Genomic DNA, 16,386 nt, shown 5'->3' on the forward strand with positions numbered 1-16,386 from the left:
CTCACTCCTCTCCCAGGATCATCGATCGCCAGGAGTCGTCGGACAGGGCGGAGACGAGGCCTCCGTCTTCGGTCGGGGTGGACATCGTGACCGTCTTTCCATCGGGAAGCTTGGTGCGCCCGGTCTTCGGGTCGTAGGTCGTGACGTACTTCCCCACACCCTCGGGCTCGGGCACCATGTTGACACCCCGCTGCATGATCGGGTTGTTGCCCTCGTAGCCGGGCTGGGCGCGTTCGTCGGTGCACTTGGCCGGGTAGAGCGGCTGGTCCTCCATCACGGTGCCGGGGATCCACTGGTCGGCGGGCTTGTAGCCCTTCTGGCACGGCGGTGTGGTGTAGACGAAGCCCATCGACAGGTGACCGTAGCCGTCACCGGGCGAGCCGGTCCACCCGGTGGCCACGACCCGCGGGAAGGTCACCAGGGTCTGCTCGATCGCCGGCAGCCGGGCGGTGAGCACCTCGTTGACCGTGCTGAGGTTGGCCAGGAAGACGGGCAGCAGCGGCTGCAGCCCGTCGAGCAGCGACTGCACCTGCACCGCGGTCGCCTCGCCGCCCTGCAGGATCTCGCGCAGCTCCGGATCACGCTTGTCGAGGGTCGCGGTGACCTCCTCGAGCCCCTTGGCGAACTCGCGGATGTCTCCGCTGTGGTCCTTCTGCGTCTGGAGCACGGTCTGGCTGGTGTTGAGGAGACGGATCGTCTCCTTCTGGTGCGCCGAGGCCTCATCGACCAGCGTGGAGCCCGAGTCGAGCAACGTACGCAGGTTCTCGGCGTTGCCGCGGAACAGCGTGCCGAGCTCGGCGACGACGGTGCTCAGGTCCTCGCCGTTGATCGAGGTGGTGAAGCTGTTGAGCTCGGTGAGCAGCTCGTCGGTGGTGCCGGGCATCGACTCCGGACCGGCGGTCACGACGTCGCCCTCGGCGAGGTAGGGGCCGGAGGCGGAGTCGGGGATGAAGTTGATGTACTGCTCCCCCACCGCCGAGAGGTTGTGGACCTCCACCTCGGCGTCGCGCGGCACCTCGGTGCCCGGATCGAGCTCCAGCTCGGCGCGTACGCCCTCCTCGGTGACGGTCATCGAGGCCACCCGGCCGATGCCGATACCGCGGTAGTTCACCTCGCTGCCCTCGTAGAGGCCGCCGGAGGCCGGCAGATCGACCGACACGTCCACGTGGCGGCCCAGGACCCGGTCGACGACGCCGAGGTAGGCCGCCGAGACGTAGAAGATCCCGACCGCGGCGAGGATGAGGAAGATGACCAGCTTGTTGCGGACGCTCCGTGTCATCAGCTGCCGCCTCCCAGCAGTCCGAGGAGGCCGAGCAGGCCTCCGGTCGTCGGCTCGGCCGTGGGCGACTCGGTGTCCGTCGGACTCGAGAGGCCCTCGGCTATCTCCGGCACCAGGTCGTTGAGCCCCGGCGTCTTGGTCGAGGTCGAGCTCTTGGGCAGCAGGTCGGAGACGTCCGGGATCTTCGGCATCTTCTCGCCCTTCTTCAGCGGCGTGTCCTCCTTGCCGACCACCGAGCACACCAGATTGAGGTTGGTCAGGTCGCACAGCGACTTGGCCAGGGGCTGGATCGCCGCGCACCCCTTCGAGTAGGAGAGACAGATCTGGAGGACCTGCGGCAGGATGCCGGTGGACTCGCCGTTGGTGAGGCTGCCGACCAGCTTGTTGAGGTCGAGGTCCATGTGGAACAGCGCGTTGGAGTAGTCGCCCATCGCCAGCCCCGAGGCATTCTCGGGGAACGGGAAGCTCGCCGCCATCATCAGGCCGCGGGGCAGCGAGTCGCCGGCGTCGGCGAGCTCGCGCAGCGTCGGCGCCAGCTCGTCGAGCGCCGTGGTCAGGTTGGCGCCGCTCTGGTTGATCACCCGGGTCGCCACGACACCGAGGCGGTCGAGCGACTTCATCATCTTCAACAGGTCGGCGTGCTGCTGGCGCAGCACCTCGAGGGCGGGTCCGAAGGAATCGATCGCCGCCTCGATCTTCGCGGACTCCTTGTTGAGTGTGCGGGTCAGCCGGTCGACCTGCTCCATCGCCTTGATGATGGAGCCCTTCTGCTGGTTGAGCGAGGCGACCGTGGTCTCCAGGTTGCCCAGCAACGCCCGCATGTCGCCGGTGCGCCCGTCCATCATGGTGTTGAGCTCGTCGCTGATCGTCTTCAGCTGCCCGACCCCGCCGCCGGCCAGCAGGAAGGAGAGCGCGCCGAGCACCTCCTCGACCTCGGGGTTGCGGTTGGTGCGCTCGAGCCCGATGGTGGCGCCGTCGCCCAGCTTCCCGGCACTCGCGATCGTGGAACCCTCGGGTGCCACCAGGGCGATGTACTTCTCCCCGAGCAGGCTGGTCTGGCGTACGTTGGCCAGCGCGTCGGCCGGAAGCTCGATGTTCTTGCGAAGGGTCATGGTGACCTTCGCGTGCCAGCCCTCGCGCTCCACCTTGTCGACCTGGCCGACCGGGACGTCGTTGGCCATCACCTTGGTGCGCGGCACCACGTCGACGACGTCGTTGAACTCCGCGACGACCACGTAGCCCTCGCCTTCGCCGACCTCCTTGCCGGGGAGCGGCAGGTCATAGGCCTGTACGCCGCACCCGCTCGCCACGGCGACCACGCCGAGCATCGCCAGGGCTGCCCATGCGCGCCTCATTTCTTGCCTCCTGACATCAGGTCCTGGAGCGACCCCGAGAGTGCTCCGATCCCGCCCTCGGTGACCACCTCGGGCTCGACCTCGGGTTTCTTGGCCTTGTCTCCGGAGTTCCCTGTCGGGGTCTCGATCGGCAGCCCGGTGGCGGTGTCCCGGTCGGTGGGAGCGGCGGCATCGGTGAGCGCACCGCCGACCCCCGAGGTGACCCCGCTGGGCAGCAGCGCCTTGAACAGTGCGCAGATCTCCTTGGCCCCCGGGATCTGGTCGTTCTCGACGACCATGCAGAGGATGTTGGAGAGGTCGGAGCCGATCGGACCGACCTGCAGCCGGAAGCCGACCGATCCGGACGCGGGGTCGAAGGACTCGGCCAGGTTGCCGATCCCGAGCGGCGCCAGGTCGATGACGGTGCCGAGCGTCTCCTTCTCCTTGGCCAGGATGTTGAGCGTCTTGTTGAGCTGCTTGACGTCGCCGACCAAGGCGTCGCGGTTGTTCTCCACGAAGGACTTGGTCACCTTGACCGCCTGCGCGATCGCGACCAGCGCCTGGTCGAGCTCGTCGCTCTCCCCGGCCAGCTGCGTAGAGACGTCCGAGAGGTCGGTCAGGAACTTCTCGGTCGTGTCGTCGTTGCGGGCCAGCGTCCTGGTGACCTCGGAGAGCTGGGAGAGGGTGCTGAAGAGCTGCTCGGAGTTGCCGCCGAGCACCTGGGCCGCCTCGGACATGTCGGCGATCGCCTGGTTACCGATCTTGCCGTTGCCCTCCAGTGCGTCGGCGCCCTCACGCAGGACGTCGCTCAGCGCACCGTTCTTGTTGGCACCGTTGGGCCCGAGGGCCGTGGTCAGCTCGGAGAGGCTGGCATAGATCCGGTCGAGCTCGACCGGCACCGCGGTGCGCTCGATCGGGATCTCCCCGCCGTCTGCCATCGTCGGTCCACCGGTGTAGGCCGGCGTCAGCTGCACGAACCGGTCCGCGACCAGGGTCGGGGTGACGATGGCCGCCTTCACGTCCTTGGGCAGCTTGTAGTCGCTCTCGTACTCGATCACCGCGTCGACGTGGTCGCCCTTCGGCTCCAGCGAGGCGACCTTGCCGACCTTGACACCCATGATGACCACGTCGGAGCCCTCGTAGATGCTCACCGCCTGCGGGAAGCTGGCGGTGACCAGCTTGGTGTCGGGCGCGGCCACCTCGGAGACGAGCAACAGCCCGCACATCAGCACCAGCGCGATGGGCAGCGCGGCCCACTTTCGGCCCCAGAAGTTCTTTGTCATTCCACGATCCCTGGTCGTCGTCCGGGCACGAACTCGCCGCTCACGATGCCGGTCAGGTTGGCGAGGTAGGCGTCGAACCAGGGGCCGGTGCCGATGATGTTGATCAGGATCGACGCGTACGGCCCGTAGTTCTGGATGGTCTTGGTCAGGTCCTCGTCGCGGGCGTTGAGGAACTTCAGCGCCTGCTCGAGCGCGTCCAGCGCGGGACCGATCTGCTTTTGGTTCTCCTTCACCAGAGCCTGCAGCTGCTCGGCCAGGGCGGTGGCGTTGACGAGCAGCTGGTGGATGGCCTGGCGGCGTTGGATGAGCTCGGCGAAGACCTGGTCGCCGTTCTCCATCACGCTGACGATGTCCTGCTTGCGCTCGTTGACGAGCTGGACGACCTGCTCGGCGTCCTGCAGCAGCGACTCCAGCTCGTCGCCACGGGCGGCGATCGTCTGGGAGAGCGCGGCGATGCCCTGGAAGGCGCCCTGCACCTCGGGTCCGGCCTTGTCGAGGGTGCCCGACATCGTGGTCAGCGCCTTGGCCAGCTGCTGGGTGTCGATCGCCTCGGTCGTCTCGGCGAGGTCGCCGAAGGTGCCGACGATGTCGCTGCCGGCGCTGGTGCGTGCGAGCGGGATCGTCTCGCCGGCGTCGAGCGTCCGGCCGCCCTGCGGGGTGACGTCGAGGTACTTCTCCCCCAGCAGGTTGAGCACCCCGATCTTCGCCTCGCTGCGGTGGCCGATCTCGGTGCCGTCCACCGAGAAGGAGACGACCACCTTGGCCCCCTCGATCTCGATGTCGCTGACCCGTCCCACCCGGATGCCGGCGATCTCGACCCGGTTGCCCACGTGCAGGCCGCTGGTGTCGGAGAACTCGGCCTGGTAGGTGGTGCCGGCGAACCACGGCAGCTTGCGCAGGTTGAAAGCAGCGGTGAGCGCCAGTGCGATCACGACGATCGTGATGACGCCGGTGCGCTTGAGCTGGGTGTCTGAGTGATGCGCCATCAGAGCTTGCACCTCTCCGCCCGGCTGTAAAAGGCCACATTGTCGAGCTGCTTCTGGATCGCCTTGACGGCCGGTGAGTTGTCGAGCAGCTCACCGAGCGAGGGCAGCTTGATCGAGAAGTCGAGGTCGCAGAGGTAGTAGTTGTACCAGGAGCCGTAGCTGCCGATCCGCGCCTGCGACTCGAGGGTCTCCGGGAGCCGCTCGAGGGTCCTGTCGAGCAGCTTCTGGTTGCCCGGCTTGTTGAGGATGTCCACCACGCGCTTGAGCTGCTTGATGTCCTCCTTGAGGAACGGGCGTACGTCGGTGAGCAGCCCGGCCAGCTCGTCGGTGAGGTCGCCGATCGAGGAGATCGAGTCGCCGATCGCCTCCTTGTCGCGCGCCAGGTCCTTCATCCAGCCGCTGAGCTGCTGAATCAGGTCGGCCAGCTCGGTGTGGTGCTCGTTGACCGTGTTGAGCGTCTTGGACAGATTGGTGATCACGTCGCCGATCAGCTGATCACGCTCGGCCAGGGCGCTGGTCAGCTCCGCCGTCTCGGAGAGGAGGCTCGCGACCGTGCCGCCCTCCCCCTGCAGCACCCGGATCAGGTTGAGGGAGAGCTTGTTGACGTCCTTGGGCTGCAGCGCCTGGAAGAGGGGCTGGAAGCCGTTGAAGAGCTCGGTCAGGTCGAGCGCCGGCGTGGTGTTGGCCATCGCGATGGCCTGTCCCTTCCGCAAGGGGGTGCCCTCCGATCCCGACTGCTGTCCGGCGTCCTGGGTAAGGGCCAGGTAACGGTCGCCGACGAGGTTCAGGTAGCGCACCTGGGCGCCGCTGGCGGTGGTCAGCGGCACCGTCCCGTCCACCCGGAAGGTGACCATCGCGTGGTCACCGCCCTCGATCTCGACGGAGAGCACCTCGCCCACCGTGATGCCGGCGACGCGTACGTCGTCTCCCTCGCTCAGACCCGAGGCGGTGGTGAACTCGGCACGGTAGGGCACCCGGTCGCCGAAGCCGACGTTGCCCATGATCGAGGCCAGGGTGCCGGTGACGAGGATCGAGAGGACGGTGAAGAGGACCAGCTTGGTCCCGGCGACCGTGGTCTTCAGATCTCGCTTGTTCACTGCAGACCCCCGTTCCCGGGTGCCCACGGGACGTCCTCAGTGCCGTTCTCGAGCTCGTTCGGGCCGGCAGGCACCTTCGGGTTCGGCAGGCCGTCGCACCACGGGCCATGGCCGATCTCGCCCCACTCGGGGCGGTCGTCGCGGCCGTACGCCGGCTTCTGGGTGCCGTCGAGGACCATCGTCTGGCGCACGCGGTTCTGCTGGAAGACGGTCGCCAGCAGCTCGGTGTAGTCGTCGAGGCCACGCAGCAGGCAGGTGTACTCCGGCGAGTAGTCGGAGAGCAGCTTGAGCAGCGGCACCGCCAGCTCGGTCTCGTACCTGATCGCCTTCTCGTTCTCGGCGAGCAGGTTCTTGGAGGTGTCGGCGACTCCGGTCACGGAGGTGAGCAGGCCGCCGAGGCGGGCACGCTGCTCGGTGACGGTGTTGGCGGTGGTCGTGGTGTTCTCGAGGACCTTGACCAGGTCGGGGGCGGCCATGGAGTAGGTCTCGGCGACGTCGGCCATGTCTTCGAGATCGCGTTCGAGTGTGGGGAGGTGGACGTTCATCTCTTCGAGGTAGTCGTTGAGCTGGACCATGGTCTCGCCGAGCTTCTCCCCGTTGCCGGAGAGCGCGGTGGCGAGGGCGTGCAGGGTGCTGTTGAGGTCCTGGGGACGGATGGACTTGAGCAGCGGGAAGAGCCGGGCCAGGATCACGTCGAGCTCGACGCTGGTGCGGACCCGGTCGGCCGGGATCACGGTGCCGTCGCTCAGTGCGCCGGTCCGCTCCCCCTCGGGGTCGACGAACTCGACGTACTTCTGCCCGAACAGCGTCGTCGGCTTGATCGCGACGCTGACGTTGGCGGGGATCTGCTCGGCCTGCTCAGGCTCCAGGCCGAGCTCGATGACGGCCTTCTTGCCGTCCTGGCGGATCGCGCGGACCTGACCGACGATGACGCCGTGCATGCGGACGTCGCCGTAGCGTGGCAGCTGCAGGCCGGCCCGGTCGGCCTCGACGCTCACCGTCGTGAACTGCACGAACGCCTTCTGGTAGATCGCCACGCAGAGCGTGATCATCAGGGCGAGAGTCACCGTGAAGGCGATCCCGGAGACGAAGAGCTTGGTGTGCTCGGCGCGGGTGTCGCGCTGGATGCCCATCAACATCTGGCGCTCACCCCGTGATCCGGACCGTGGTCGTCGATCCCCAGATCGCGAAGCTCAGGAAGAAGTCCGCGACGACGACGGTGACGATGGACGTACGGATCGCCTTGCCGACCGCGATGCCGACTCCGGCCGGGCCACCGGAGGCGGTGTAGCCGTAGTAGCAGTGGATCAGGATGATCGCGACCGCGAGGATGATCAGCTTGAGGAAGCTGTAGAGGATGTCGATCGGCGGCAGGAACGCCAGGAAGTAGTGGTCGTACGTCCCACCCGACTGCCCGTACATCAGCGTCGTGATCAGCCGCGGGCTGAGGTAGGAGGCGCACAGGGCGACGATGTAGAGCGGGATGACGGCCAGGAACCCGGCGATCATCCGGGTGGTGACCAGATAGGGAAGGCTCGGCACGCCCATCGCCTCGAGCGCGTCGATCTCCTCGCTGATGCGCATGGCGCCCAAGCGGGCCGTGTAGCCGCAGCCGACGGTCGCGGCCAGCGCGATCGAGGAGATCAGCGGGGCGACCTCGCGGGTGTTGAAGAAGGCCGAGATGAACGCCGAGAACTTCGCGACGCCGATCTGGCTCAGGCTGGCGTAGCCCTGGATGCCGACCTCGGAGCCGGCGAAGAAGGCCATGAACGCGATCACGCCGACGGTGCCGGCGATCATCGTCAGGCCACCGGCACCGAAGGCGACCTCGGCGAGGATGTTGAGCACCTCCCGCTTGTAGCGGCGGATGGTGCGTGGCGCCCAGGCCAGGGCCTTGACGTAGAAGAGCAGCTGGTCGCCGTAGCCTTCCACGGCCTGGCGCTGCTCCTTGACGATCTGGTTGCCCACCTGGGCGAGCGTGTTGGACACCGGGGGATCACAACCCGTCCTGAGGAACGATCTGGAAGTAGACCGCGGTCATGATGGAGTTGAGGACGAACAGCATCATGAACGCGATGATCACGGCCTCGTTGACCGCTCGGCCGACGCCACTGGGACCACCCTGGGCGTTGAGGCCGTTGTAGGCGCCGATGATCGCCGCCAGGAAACCGAACAGGGCCGACTTGACCATCGAGATGTAGAGGTCGGGAAGGCTCGCCAGGGCGGTGAAGCTCGACAGGAACGCACCGGCCGAGCCGCCCTGGACGATCACGGTGAAGAAGTAGCCGCCACCGATCCCGGTCGCGATCACGATCCCGTTGATCATCACCGAGACGAACAGACACGCGAGGACCCGTGGGATCACCAGCCGGATCACCGGGTCGATGCCCAGCACCTCCATCGCGTCGATCTCCTCACGGATCTTGCGCGATCCCATGTCCGAGCAGATCGCCGACCCGGCAGCCCCGGCGATGATCAGCGCGGCCGCCATCGGTGCCGCCTCCCTGACCACCGCGAGCACCGCCGTAGCCCCCGCGAACGACTGCGCCCCGAGCTGCCCGGCGAGGTTGCCGACCTGCAGCGAGATGACCGCCCCGAAAGGGATCGAGACCAGCACGGCGGGCAGCAGAGTGACGCTGGTGATGAACCAGGCCTGCTCGAGGAACTCCCTCATCTGGAACTTGGTGGTGAAGGTGCCCTTCACCACCTCTCCGGTCATCAGACCCATCCCGCCGACACCTCGGACCAGCGATGCGAACTGCACTGCCATCCTTCACCTTTCGCGTGGTCTTGTGACTCGGCTCACGTTTCGAGCCTGTAGTAGAACATGTTTCAGTTCTGAGGGCAACGACCCGCCGCGACACGCCCGGGAACAGGGTGGGAGGTATTTCGGTACAACGACTTACCTGCCGGTAGGTGACGCTGATCACAGGATCCTCCACCCTTGCGCCACGGCGGGAGGAGGTCGGCCCCCGCCAGCTGGTCCCGAGCGTGATCACACGCGCCGGAGCCGTCGATGGGGCCAGAAGTCCGCACCGGTGTGTCTCGCTGTGCCGGGCCGGTTAGATTGGGACCGTGATGAGACTGTCGCCGGGGGGCGTCATGAGGTTCCTACGCCGCCTGCTCCTCGTTGTCTTCGGCGTGCCCGTGGCGCTCGCCGTCGTGATGAGCCTCGTCGACGGTTACCGCAGCCGCGGCAAGCGCGGGCGAAGAGGCAAGCCGTTCCCGGTGACGCCACCGTTGACCAACAGCGTCGGCGACGGCACGGTCACCGCCTATACGTTCGGCAAAGACCTCTACGAGGACATGATCGCCGCCATCGAGGGCGCCAAGAAGCAGATCTTCCTCGAGACCTACATCTGGAAGGGTGACGAGGTCGGCCAGCGGTTCAAGCAGGCGCTGGCCTCGGCGACCGAGCGCGGGGTCGATGTCTACTGCATCTACGACGAGCTCGCCAACCTCGTGGTTCCCTCCCGGTTCAAGCGCTTCCCCGAGGGTATGCACGTCCTGCGCTATCCCGCGTACGCGGCGGGGTGGCGCTTCTTCGACCTCTCCCGCTACGGCCGCGACCACCGCAAGATCCTGGTCGTCGACGACACCGTCGGGTTCGTCGGCGGCTACAACATCGGGACCGCGTACGCCACGGAGTGGCGCGACACGCACGTGCGCGTCACCGGCCCCGGCGTCTGGGACCTGCGCCGCGCGTTCGCCGACTTCTGGAACCTCAACCGGCGCCGGCCGCACCCGCTGAACCACCGCGACGGCGCGGAGGGACCGCTGCTCATCGAGACCGCGCCGTCATGGGAGCCCGATCTCCGGTTCCACCGCAACGTGCCCCGGTTGTGGATGTTCCCGATCCGGTCGATGTACCTCGAGGCGATCAACCGGGCCTCCCGCAACATCTACCTGACCACCGCCTACTTCGTCCCCGACGAGGACTTCGTGGACGCGCTCAAGGCCGCGGCACAGCGCGGGGTCGACGTACGCATCCTGCTGCCGCTGAAGTCCAACCACATCGTCGTCGACTGGATCTCGCGCGGCTACTTCTCCCAGCTGCTCGGCTCGGGTGTGCGGATCCTGCGGTTCAAGGACGCGATGATCCACGCCAAGACCGCCACCGTCGACGGCTTCTGGTCGACGGTCGGCACCGCCAACATCGACCGGCTCTCGCTGACCGGCAACTACGAGATCAACCTGGAGATCTTCGACCGCGACGTCGCCAAGCAGATGGAGGAGATCTTCTCCCGCGACGAGTCCAACGCGCTCGAGCTGACCGCCGACGAGTGGGCCGCCCGCGATATCCACCGCAAGTTCACCGAGCTGGTCCTCACTCCCCTACGCCCCCTGCTCTGAGGGCTTTGGAGTAAATCACCCACTCAAGAAGGCAGATGCGTCCGCGGCGACATCTTCGGCCCGCGCCGTGGCCGCTTGCCGGCCCCGCGGTAGATCAGCGCCACCACACGACCACGATGCGGGCGGAACCGCTCCAGGTAATCACGCAGCCGGTCGTCATCCCAGGCGGCATTGGTCAGCGCCCACCCGACGTCCTTGGCAAGGTGGTAGTCACCGAAGCTGACGGCGTCGGGGTCGCCGAGGGCGCGTTGTCGCACCTCGGCGACGGTCCACTCCCCGATGCCCGGGATGGTGGTGAGCCGCCGCTCCACCTCCTCACCCGGGAGACCTGCGGTCCGCTCGACCGCGGTCGCGACCCGGGCGGCCTGGAGGACGGCCTTGGACCGGGCCGGATCGACCGGCAGACGCAGCCAGTCCCAGCTGGGGATCGTCTGGAGCGTCTCGGGCGTCGGCTGCAGGCGTAGCCCGTGATCGGCGCCCGGACCGGGGGCGACCTCACCGAAGCGCCTGACCAGGTTGCCGAAGCCGCGGAACGCCTCGTTGTTGGTCACCTTCTGCTCGATGATCGAGGGCACCAGCGCCTCCATCACCAGGTCGGTGCGCCCGAAGCGCGGTGTCTCGAAACGCTCCAGCAGGCCGGCGAGCAGGGGGTCGTCGGTGCGGAACTCCTCGGGGCGGTCGCCCGCTCCCAGCAGCCCGGGCACGTGCTCCAGCGCCCACTCCGCACCCTCACCCCACGCCTCGGACTCCACCTCGGCGTCCCGCTGGCGCAGTCTCAGCGTGGCGGGGCCCTGGGGCGTACGGACGGCTCGCCAGTGGTCCTCGCCGAGGATCTTGTACGTCGGGTCGCCCAGCCCACGCCGCAGCGGCCGCAGCATCGAGGCGAGCCCGACGGGGTAGCCCGGACGAACCGTCCGCTGCGCGCTCATGCCGCTCGCTCGCTCATGCTCTGAGATTATCCCGGGCGAGCGCCGTGAGCGCGCGCTCGAAGGCGGCCCGGTCGGCCGGGTCCAGGTCGCCAAGGAGCTCGGTCTCCATGGCCGCGATGGCCTCGCGGCAGCCGCGGAGGGCCCGGGACCCTGCCCGGGTCAGGGAGACGATCCTGTTGCGTCGATCGTCCGGGTCTGGCTGGCGCTCGACCATGCCTCGGGCCTCGAGCCGGTCCAGGTTTCCGATCAGGCGGGTCTTGTCACGGCCCGTGGTCGCGGCGAGCTGTGCCTGTGTGGGGGCATCCGACTCGGCCAGCGCGGTCAGCACCGCGTAGTCCCACATCTCCAGTCCCGCGGCGTCGAGGATCGGCTTCTCGCGGTCCATCACCTCACGCATCAGACGGGACAGAAGGAAGCCGAGCTCGGGTCGATCCACGGCAGGATCCTAATCGTTCGACATATCATCTACCTCTGCTTACGATAAACGTGTGCTTACTTTCGAAGACCTGCTCACGGAACATCGCCACGCCCTCGACGACACCACTGCCCTCGCCGCCTCGGCCGTCGATCTGACCATCCCCACCCCGTGTGCCGGCTGGGACCTCGCCGACCTGTTCGGCCACATGGTCGGCCAGAACCTCGGCTTCGCCGCCGCAGTGGTCGACAGCGACGCCCCGGTCGCCGCGTACGAGTCGGTGCCGGTCTCCGCCGATGACGTCGCCCAGAGGTGGCAGGACTCGGCCGGCCGGGTCCGGGACGCGTTCGCCGCCGCCGATCCGGAGGCGATGATCCACCTCGCCGAGTTCGGCTTCCGGCCGACCGTCACGGTCGCGCTCGGCATGCAGCTGCTCGACGCCGCCGTGCACGCCTGGGATGTCGCGACGGCGCTCGGGAAGACCTACCGGCCGACCGAGGTCACCGTCGCTTTCGTCCTCGACATGGCCCGGCAGATCGCCGCGAGGCCGGGCGGGACGCCGGTGTTCGCCGCACCGCTCTCCGAGCACGGCGAGGACCCCTGGGGCGACGCACTTCGCCTGCTCGGGCGCGACCCCGAGGGGTTCGTGGTGGCGTAGGCGCGGAGAAAGTGGGCGCCGCTGTCGGTGCTGTGATGTTCACTGGAGACATGCTGCTCGCCGACATCGTCTCCACCTCGAACGCCGTCGCTGCGACCCGGTCACGGAAGGCGAAGGTCGCCGCGCTGGCGGAGTGCCTCGGCGCGGCCACGCGCAACGAGCTGCCGGTGGTGACGGCCTATCTCGGCGGGTCGCTGCTGCAGCGGCGTACGGGGCTGGGGTGGCGCTCCCTCACCACGCTCCCGCCGCCCGCGGCCGATGCGTCACTCACGGTGAGCGACGTGCACGAGGCGTTCGAGCGGATGTCGCTCCTGACAGGCTCTGGCTCACAGGTCGCCCGCGCGGCCGAGGCGGAGGCGCTCTTCGGCGCGGCGACAACGGCCGAGCAGGCATGGCTACGGGGAGTCGTCACCGGAGAGGTACGTCAAGGGGCGCTCGACTCGCTGGTGCAGGAGGCGCTCGCGGTGGCTGCCGGGGTGCCGTTGCCCGCCGTGCGCCGCGCCGCGATGCTGGCCGGCTCGACCGTGGTGGTTGCCGGGCTGGCCTTCGACGGCGAGGCGGCGCTGGCCGAGGTCGGGCTCGTGGTCGGCCGGCCGGTGATGCCGATGCTGGCCTCCTCGGCCGGGTCGGTCGAGGAGGCGCTGGCGAAGATCGGTGGGCCGGCGGTGGTCGACACCAAGCTGGACGGCATCCGGATCCAGGTGCACCGGCGCGGCGACGAGGTCATGATCGCCACCCGCACCCTCGACGACATCACCGCCCGGCTGCCGGAGGTCGTCGAGATCGTACGCCGCCTCCCGGTCTCCTCGGTCGTGCTCGACGGCGAGGCGATGCTGGTCGGACCGGACGGACGGCCGCGGCCGTTCCAGGAGACCGCCTCCCGCACGGCGACCAGAGGAGAGGCCACCGCTGTCGTGGCGCCGTTCTTCTTCGACGTACTCCATCTCGACGGGGCCGACCTGTTGGGCAGCCCGCTCTCCGAGCGGCTCGCCCTGCTGGACTCCGTGGTTCCCGCCGAGCACCGCATCGCGCGGGTGGTCACCGACGACCCGGCAGCGGGCGAGGCGTTCGCTGCCGGAGCGCTGGCCGACGGGCAGGAAGGCGTCGTGGTCAAGGGGCTGGAGGTTCCGTGGGAGGCCGGGCGGCGCGGATCGGGCTGGATCAAGGTCAAGCCGGTCCATACCCTCGACCTGGTCGTACTCGGCGTCGAGTGGGGGTCGGGACGCCGCAAGGGCTGGCTCTCCAACATCCACCTCGGCGCTCGCGGACCCGACGGGTTCGTGATGATCGGCAAGACGTTCAAGGGCATGACCGACCAGATGCTGGCCTGGCAGACCGAGCGCTTCTCCGAGCTCGCGCTCGCGGACCCGCACAGCGACTGGGCGGTCGAGGTCAGACCCGAGCAGGTGGTCGAGATCGCCTTCGATGGCGTGCAGCGCTCGACCCGCTACCCGGGCGGCGTCGCGCTCCGATTCGCCCGCGTGGTGCGCTATCGCGACGACAAGACAGCCGCGGAGGCGGACACCATCGCGACCGTGCAAGGCTTTCTCGCTTAACACTATAGGGATACCGGTGAAAGGCTCGGCCAACCGATCCCCTAACCTCACTGCGCATGCCCCCTCGCGCCCGAATCACCACGCCGCTCGCGGCACTGGTGATGGTTCTCGGACTGGCCGCCTCAGCACCGGCCCCGGACTCCCCCGCCCCCGCTTCCGCCGTCACCGTGGCGGCCCCGACCCCGAGTGTCGCCCGGCCGATCCCCCGCGAGACCTTCACGCTGAGCGGCTCGATGGGCCCGAGCGTACGGCGCGTGGTGCGGCTGCAGACCTACCAAGGCGGCGCCTGGAAGATGACGCAGAAGCAGACCGTCGCACCCTCCGGTGACTACGCCTTCACGGTGACCCAGGACTCGTCCGTACGGACCCGGTGGCGCGTCCTCGCCTACGGCATCAAGCGGGAGGGACGCGGCTGGAAGGAGCGGGTCACGGCGCCGCGTACGCTCTTCGGGCAGCAGCAGGCCGTCACGACCAGCGTGGCGAGGTCGGTGCGCGCCGGCAGCGCAGTGAGGATCACTCTCTTCGCCGCACCGGTCCGCCCCGGTCGGATGCTCACCCTCCAGCGCGACAGCGGCAAGGGCTGGACGAAGGTCGCCGACCTCACCACCGACGCGACCGGCCATGCGACGTACGTCTTCAGGACCCGGGCCGTGGCGAAGACCCGGTTCCGGACCATCGCCCGGGCGCACCGCGGCGCGCCGGCGTTCGCCGGCCCCTCGGCGGCCGTCTACGCGATCGGGAGCAGGCCGGTCGGGGTCATGGCCTGGCGCGGCGACTCGCTGAACTATCCGGAGAACACCCTGGATGCGTTCCGCAGCGCGGTGCGCCAGCGGGCCGACTTCATCGAGATGGACTTCCAGCCCACGGCCGACGGCGAGTGGGTGCTGCTGCACGACGGCGACTTCCGGCGTACGACCGATGTCGAGACCCGCTTCCCCGAGCGCCTGACGGCGAGTCCACGGGCGTTCACCCTCGCCGAGGTGCAGTCGCTGGACGCGGGCTCGTGGATGGGCCCGCAGTTCCGGGGTGTCCGGGTGCCGACCATCGAGGAGACCTTCGACGCCATCGAAGCGGCCGAAAGGCTCGAGGGGCACCGGGTGCGCCTCGTGGTCGAGCTCAAGGGCGAGAGCGCCACCGAGATGCGCGCGCTCTATCGCAAGGTCGTCTCGCTGCGTCCCGACTGGGTCTCCCGGACGCACCATCGCGACAAGGCGATCTTCATGAGCTTCGAGGCGAGCCACTTCGACTTCCCCGGTGTCGAGAGGACCGGGATGGAGAAGGTCGCCGTCAAGGACGAGCCCGACCCCGCCGACGCCTACGGCCGCGGCTTCGCCCAGGTCCATCTCCACACCCGGCTGCTCGATGCCGCCCTCGTGGACCGCTACCGCCGCCAGGGAGCCGAGGTCGGCACCTGGCCGGCGGTCGGCACCGCGTCGGTACTCCGCGCCGCGGTGGCGGGGGTCGACTACGTCACCACAGACGACATCGCGGGGGCCCGGAGGGCGTTGCTTCACTAGGCAGATGTGAGGACCGACACTCGGAGTGCAACTCGGAGTTGCACACCGCGTACAGTGTGCTCGTGAGCACTCGACCATCCGGACCCGAGTCCGACGGCCGCCGCTCGGCCGCCGCGGCCCGGCGCCGCGCCCGCGAGGCAGACATCGTCGCCGCCACCCGCAGGATCTTCGACGAGCGCGGCGTGAGCGACGCCCAGATCGAGGACATCGCCAAGGCGGTCGGGATCAACCGCGCGATCGTCTACCGGCACTTCACTGGCAAGGACGAGATCTTCGCGCTGACCCTGGTCGGCTACCTCGACGAGCTCCGCGAGCGGATGCTGACCGCGACCGAAGGCGACAGCGCACCCACCGACGTGGTCCGCGACGTCGTCGGCACCTTCGTCGACTACGGGATCGAGCACCCCGCCTTCGTCGACTGCGCCCAGACCCTGATGCGCCGCAGCGGCTCCGACCTGCTCGACGAGCTCTCCGAGAGCGCCCTGTTCCGCCTGGGCCGGGCGATGAACGGCTGCCTGACCATCCTCACCACGGTCTTCGAGGACGGCGCCGCCTCCGGCGAGCTCCACGTCAAGGACGCCAACCTGCTCGCCAACACCCTCTACGCCTCCGGCCTCGGCGCCCTCCAGCTCGCCCGCGTCGGCATCCTGGTCTCCGAGTCCGCCCCCGGCGTACCCACCGTCGGCTCCGTCTCCCCCGACCAGGTCCGCGACTTCCTCGTCACCTCCGCCCTGGCTCTCACCGCCAAATAGCGCCGAGGCGTCAGCTGGGCGGCCGAGGCGTCACGTACGTCGGTCGAGGCGTCAGTCCGGACGGTCGAGGCGTCAGTCCGGAGGGTCGAGCCGTCACGTACGTCGGCCGAAGCGTCAGTCCGGACGGCCGAGCCGTCACGTACGTCGGCCGAAGCGTCAGTCCGGACGGCCGAGCCGTCACGTACGTCGGCCGAAGCGTCAGTCCGGACGGCCGAAGCGTCACGTAC

The 16,386-nt window shown here is 68.6% G+C and carries 16 protein-coding genes; 5 read left to right on the forward strand and 11 right to left on the reverse strand.

Annotated features, from left to right (window positions below; translation table 11 throughout):
- Nucleotide 1 precedes the first annotated feature (1 nt).
- The 8 genes from ACFU7D_RS12485 to ACFU7D_RS12520 are packed head-to-tail and all read right to left on the reverse strand — an operon-like array spanning nucleotide 2 to nucleotide 8,707.
- Entirely contained in the window at nucleotides 2-1,279 is a 1,278-nt protein-coding gene (locus tag ACFU7D_RS12485) for an MCE family protein (protein WP_378730503.1), read from the reverse strand.
- Entirely contained in the window at nucleotides 1,279-2,634 is a 1,356-nt protein-coding gene (locus ACFU7D_RS12490) for an MCE family protein (protein ID WP_378730501.1), read from the reverse strand. Before ACFU7D_RS12490 ends, ACFU7D_RS12485 begins: the two co-directional genes overlap by 1 nt.
- Nucleotides 2,631-3,896: an MCE family protein gene (locus ACFU7D_RS12495; RefSeq protein WP_378867421.1), complete on the reverse strand. Its 1,266-nt coding sequence runs from the start codon at nucleotides 3,894-3,896 to the stop codon at nucleotides 2,631-2,633. The genes ACFU7D_RS12490 and ACFU7D_RS12495 overlap by 4 nt, the downstream gene beginning before the upstream one ends.
- Nucleotides 3,893-4,882, reverse strand: coding sequence for an MCE family protein (locus ACFU7D_RS12500; protein WP_378730497.1), 990 nt, complete (start codon nucleotides 4,880-4,882; stop codon nucleotides 3,893-3,895). Before ACFU7D_RS12500 ends, ACFU7D_RS12495 begins: the two co-directional genes overlap by 4 nt.
- Nucleotides 4,882-5,979 (reverse strand): MCE family protein, encoded by a 1,098-nt coding sequence (locus ACFU7D_RS12505; protein WP_378867423.1) that lies wholly within the window; start codon nucleotides 5,977-5,979, stop codon nucleotides 4,882-4,884. Before ACFU7D_RS12505 ends, ACFU7D_RS12500 begins: the two co-directional genes overlap by 1 nt.
- Nucleotides 5,976-7,118 carry an MCE family protein gene (locus ACFU7D_RS12510; RefSeq protein WP_378867424.1) on the reverse strand — a complete coding sequence of 381 codons (1,143 nt, stop codon included), beginning with the start codon at nucleotides 7,116-7,118 and terminating at the stop codon, nucleotides 5,976-5,978. Before ACFU7D_RS12510 ends, ACFU7D_RS12505 begins: the two co-directional genes overlap by 4 nt.
- Before the next feature lie 7 nt (nucleotides 7,119-7,125).
- Entirely contained in the window at nucleotides 7,126-7,968 is an 843-nt protein-coding gene (locus ACFU7D_RS12515; protein ID WP_091041523.1) for an ABC transporter permease, read from the reverse strand.
- A gap of 7 nt (nucleotides 7,969-7,975) precedes the next feature.
- A complete protein-coding gene (locus tag ACFU7D_RS12520) occupies nucleotides 7,976-8,707 on the reverse strand; it encodes an ABC transporter permease (protein ID WP_305367616.1) in 732 nt (243 codons plus the stop codon).
- Nucleotides 8,708-9,081: 374 nt separating this feature from the next.
- Here ACFU7D_RS12520 and ACFU7D_RS12525 point away from each other — a divergent pair, with 374 nt between their 5' ends.
- Nucleotides 9,082-10,332 carry a phosphatidylserine/phosphatidylglycerophosphate/cardiolipin synthase family protein gene (locus ACFU7D_RS12525; protein WP_378867426.1) on the forward strand — a complete coding sequence of 417 codons (1,251 nt, stop codon included), beginning with the start codon at nucleotides 9,082-9,084 and terminating at the stop codon, nucleotides 10,330-10,332.
- Between the two features lie 23 nt (nucleotides 10,333-10,355).
- On the opposite strand, the gene ACFU7D_RS12530 is transcribed toward ACFU7D_RS12525, so the two are convergent.
- Entirely contained in the window at nucleotides 10,356-11,261 is a 906-nt protein-coding gene (locus ACFU7D_RS12530; RefSeq protein ID WP_378867428.1) for a DNA-3-methyladenine glycosylase family protein, read from the reverse strand.
- Nucleotides 11,262-11,274: 13 nt separating this feature from the next.
- The gene (locus ACFU7D_RS12535) at nucleotides 11,275-11,697 is read right to left on the reverse strand and encodes a MarR family winged helix-turn-helix transcriptional regulator (protein WP_378867430.1); all 423 of its coding nucleotides are present in this window, start codon (nucleotides 11,695-11,697) and stop codon (nucleotides 11,275-11,277) included.
- A gap of 52 nt (nucleotides 11,698-11,749) precedes the next feature.
- On the opposite strand from ACFU7D_RS12535, the gene ACFU7D_RS12540 reads away from it, so the two are divergent.
- From ACFU7D_RS12540 to ACFU7D_RS12555, 4 genes are all read left to right on the forward strand, one after another.
- Nucleotides 11,750-12,334 carry a TIGR03086 family metal-binding protein gene (locus tag ACFU7D_RS12540; protein ID WP_378867432.1) on the forward strand — a complete coding sequence of 195 codons (585 nt, stop codon included), beginning with the start codon at nucleotides 11,750-11,752 and terminating at the stop codon, nucleotides 12,332-12,334.
- A 50-nt stretch (nucleotides 12,335-12,384) separates the two neighbouring features.
- Nucleotides 12,385-13,890: an ATP-dependent DNA ligase gene (locus ACFU7D_RS12545; RefSeq protein WP_378867440.1), complete on the forward strand. Its 1,506-nt coding sequence runs from the start codon at nucleotides 12,385-12,387 to the stop codon at nucleotides 13,888-13,890.
- A 56-nt stretch (nucleotides 13,891-13,946) separates the two neighbouring features.
- Nucleotides 13,947-15,407: a glycerophosphodiester phosphodiesterase gene (locus ACFU7D_RS12550; RefSeq protein ID WP_378867434.1), complete on the forward strand. Its 1,461-nt coding sequence runs from the start codon at nucleotides 13,947-13,949 to the stop codon at nucleotides 15,405-15,407.
- 62 nt (nucleotides 15,408-15,469) lie between these two features.
- A complete protein-coding gene (locus tag ACFU7D_RS12555; protein ID WP_378867436.1) occupies nucleotides 15,470-16,159 on the forward strand; it encodes a TetR/AcrR family transcriptional regulator in 690 nt (229 codons plus the stop codon).
- Nucleotides 16,160-16,169: 10 nt separating this feature from the next.
- Here the strand turns inward: ACFU7D_RS12555 and ACFU7D_RS12560 are convergent.
- Nucleotides 16,170-16,386: hypothetical protein (locus tag ACFU7D_RS12560; RefSeq protein WP_378867438.1), on the reverse strand; the 217-nt coding region annotated here is incomplete at its 5' end.

Origin of the sequence: Nocardioides sp. NPDC057577 (assembly GCF_042801335.1) — a bacterium.
Lineage (GTDB): Bacteria > Actinomycetota > Actinomycetes > Propionibacteriales > Nocardioidaceae > Nocardioides.

Coding starts and splice junctions, on each gene's coding strand:
- ACFU7D_RS12500 (WP_378730497.1), bottom strand. CDS start 4,882: ATGGCGCATCACTCAGACACCCAGCTCAAGCGCACCGGCGTCATCACG.
- ACFU7D_RS12530 (WP_378867428.1), bottom strand. CDS start 11,261: ATGAGCGCGCAGCGGACGGTTCGTCCGGGCTACCCCGTCGGGCTCGCC.
- ACFU7D_RS12510 (WP_378867424.1), bottom strand. CDS start 7,118: ATGTTGATGGGCATCCAGCGCGACACCCGCGCCGAGCACACCAAGCTC.
- ACFU7D_RS12525 (WP_378867426.1), top strand. CDS start 9,082: ATGAGGTTCCTACGCCGCCTGCTCCTCGTTGTCTTCGGCGTGCCCGTG.
- ACFU7D_RS12485 (WP_378730503.1), bottom strand. CDS start 1,279: ATGACACGGAGCGTCCGCAACAAGCTGGTCATCTTCCTCATCCTCGCC.
- ACFU7D_RS12545 (WP_378867440.1), top strand. CDS start 12,385: ATGCTGCTCGCCGACATCGTCTCCACCTCGAACGCCGTCGCTGCGACC.
- ACFU7D_RS12550 (WP_378867434.1), top strand. CDS start 13,947: ATGCCCCCTCGCGCCCGAATCACCACGCCGCTCGCGGCACTGGTGATG.
- ACFU7D_RS12520 (WP_305367616.1), bottom strand. CDS start 8,707: ATGGGTCTGATGACCGGAGAGGTGGTGAAGGGCACCTTCACCACCAAG.
- ACFU7D_RS12490 (WP_378730501.1), bottom strand. CDS start 2,634: ATGAGGCGCGCATGGGCAGCCCTGGCGATGCTCGGCGTGGTCGCCGTG.
- ACFU7D_RS12495 (WP_378867421.1), bottom strand. CDS start 3,896: ATGACAAAGAACTTCTGGGGCCGAAAGTGGGCCGCGCTGCCCATCGCG.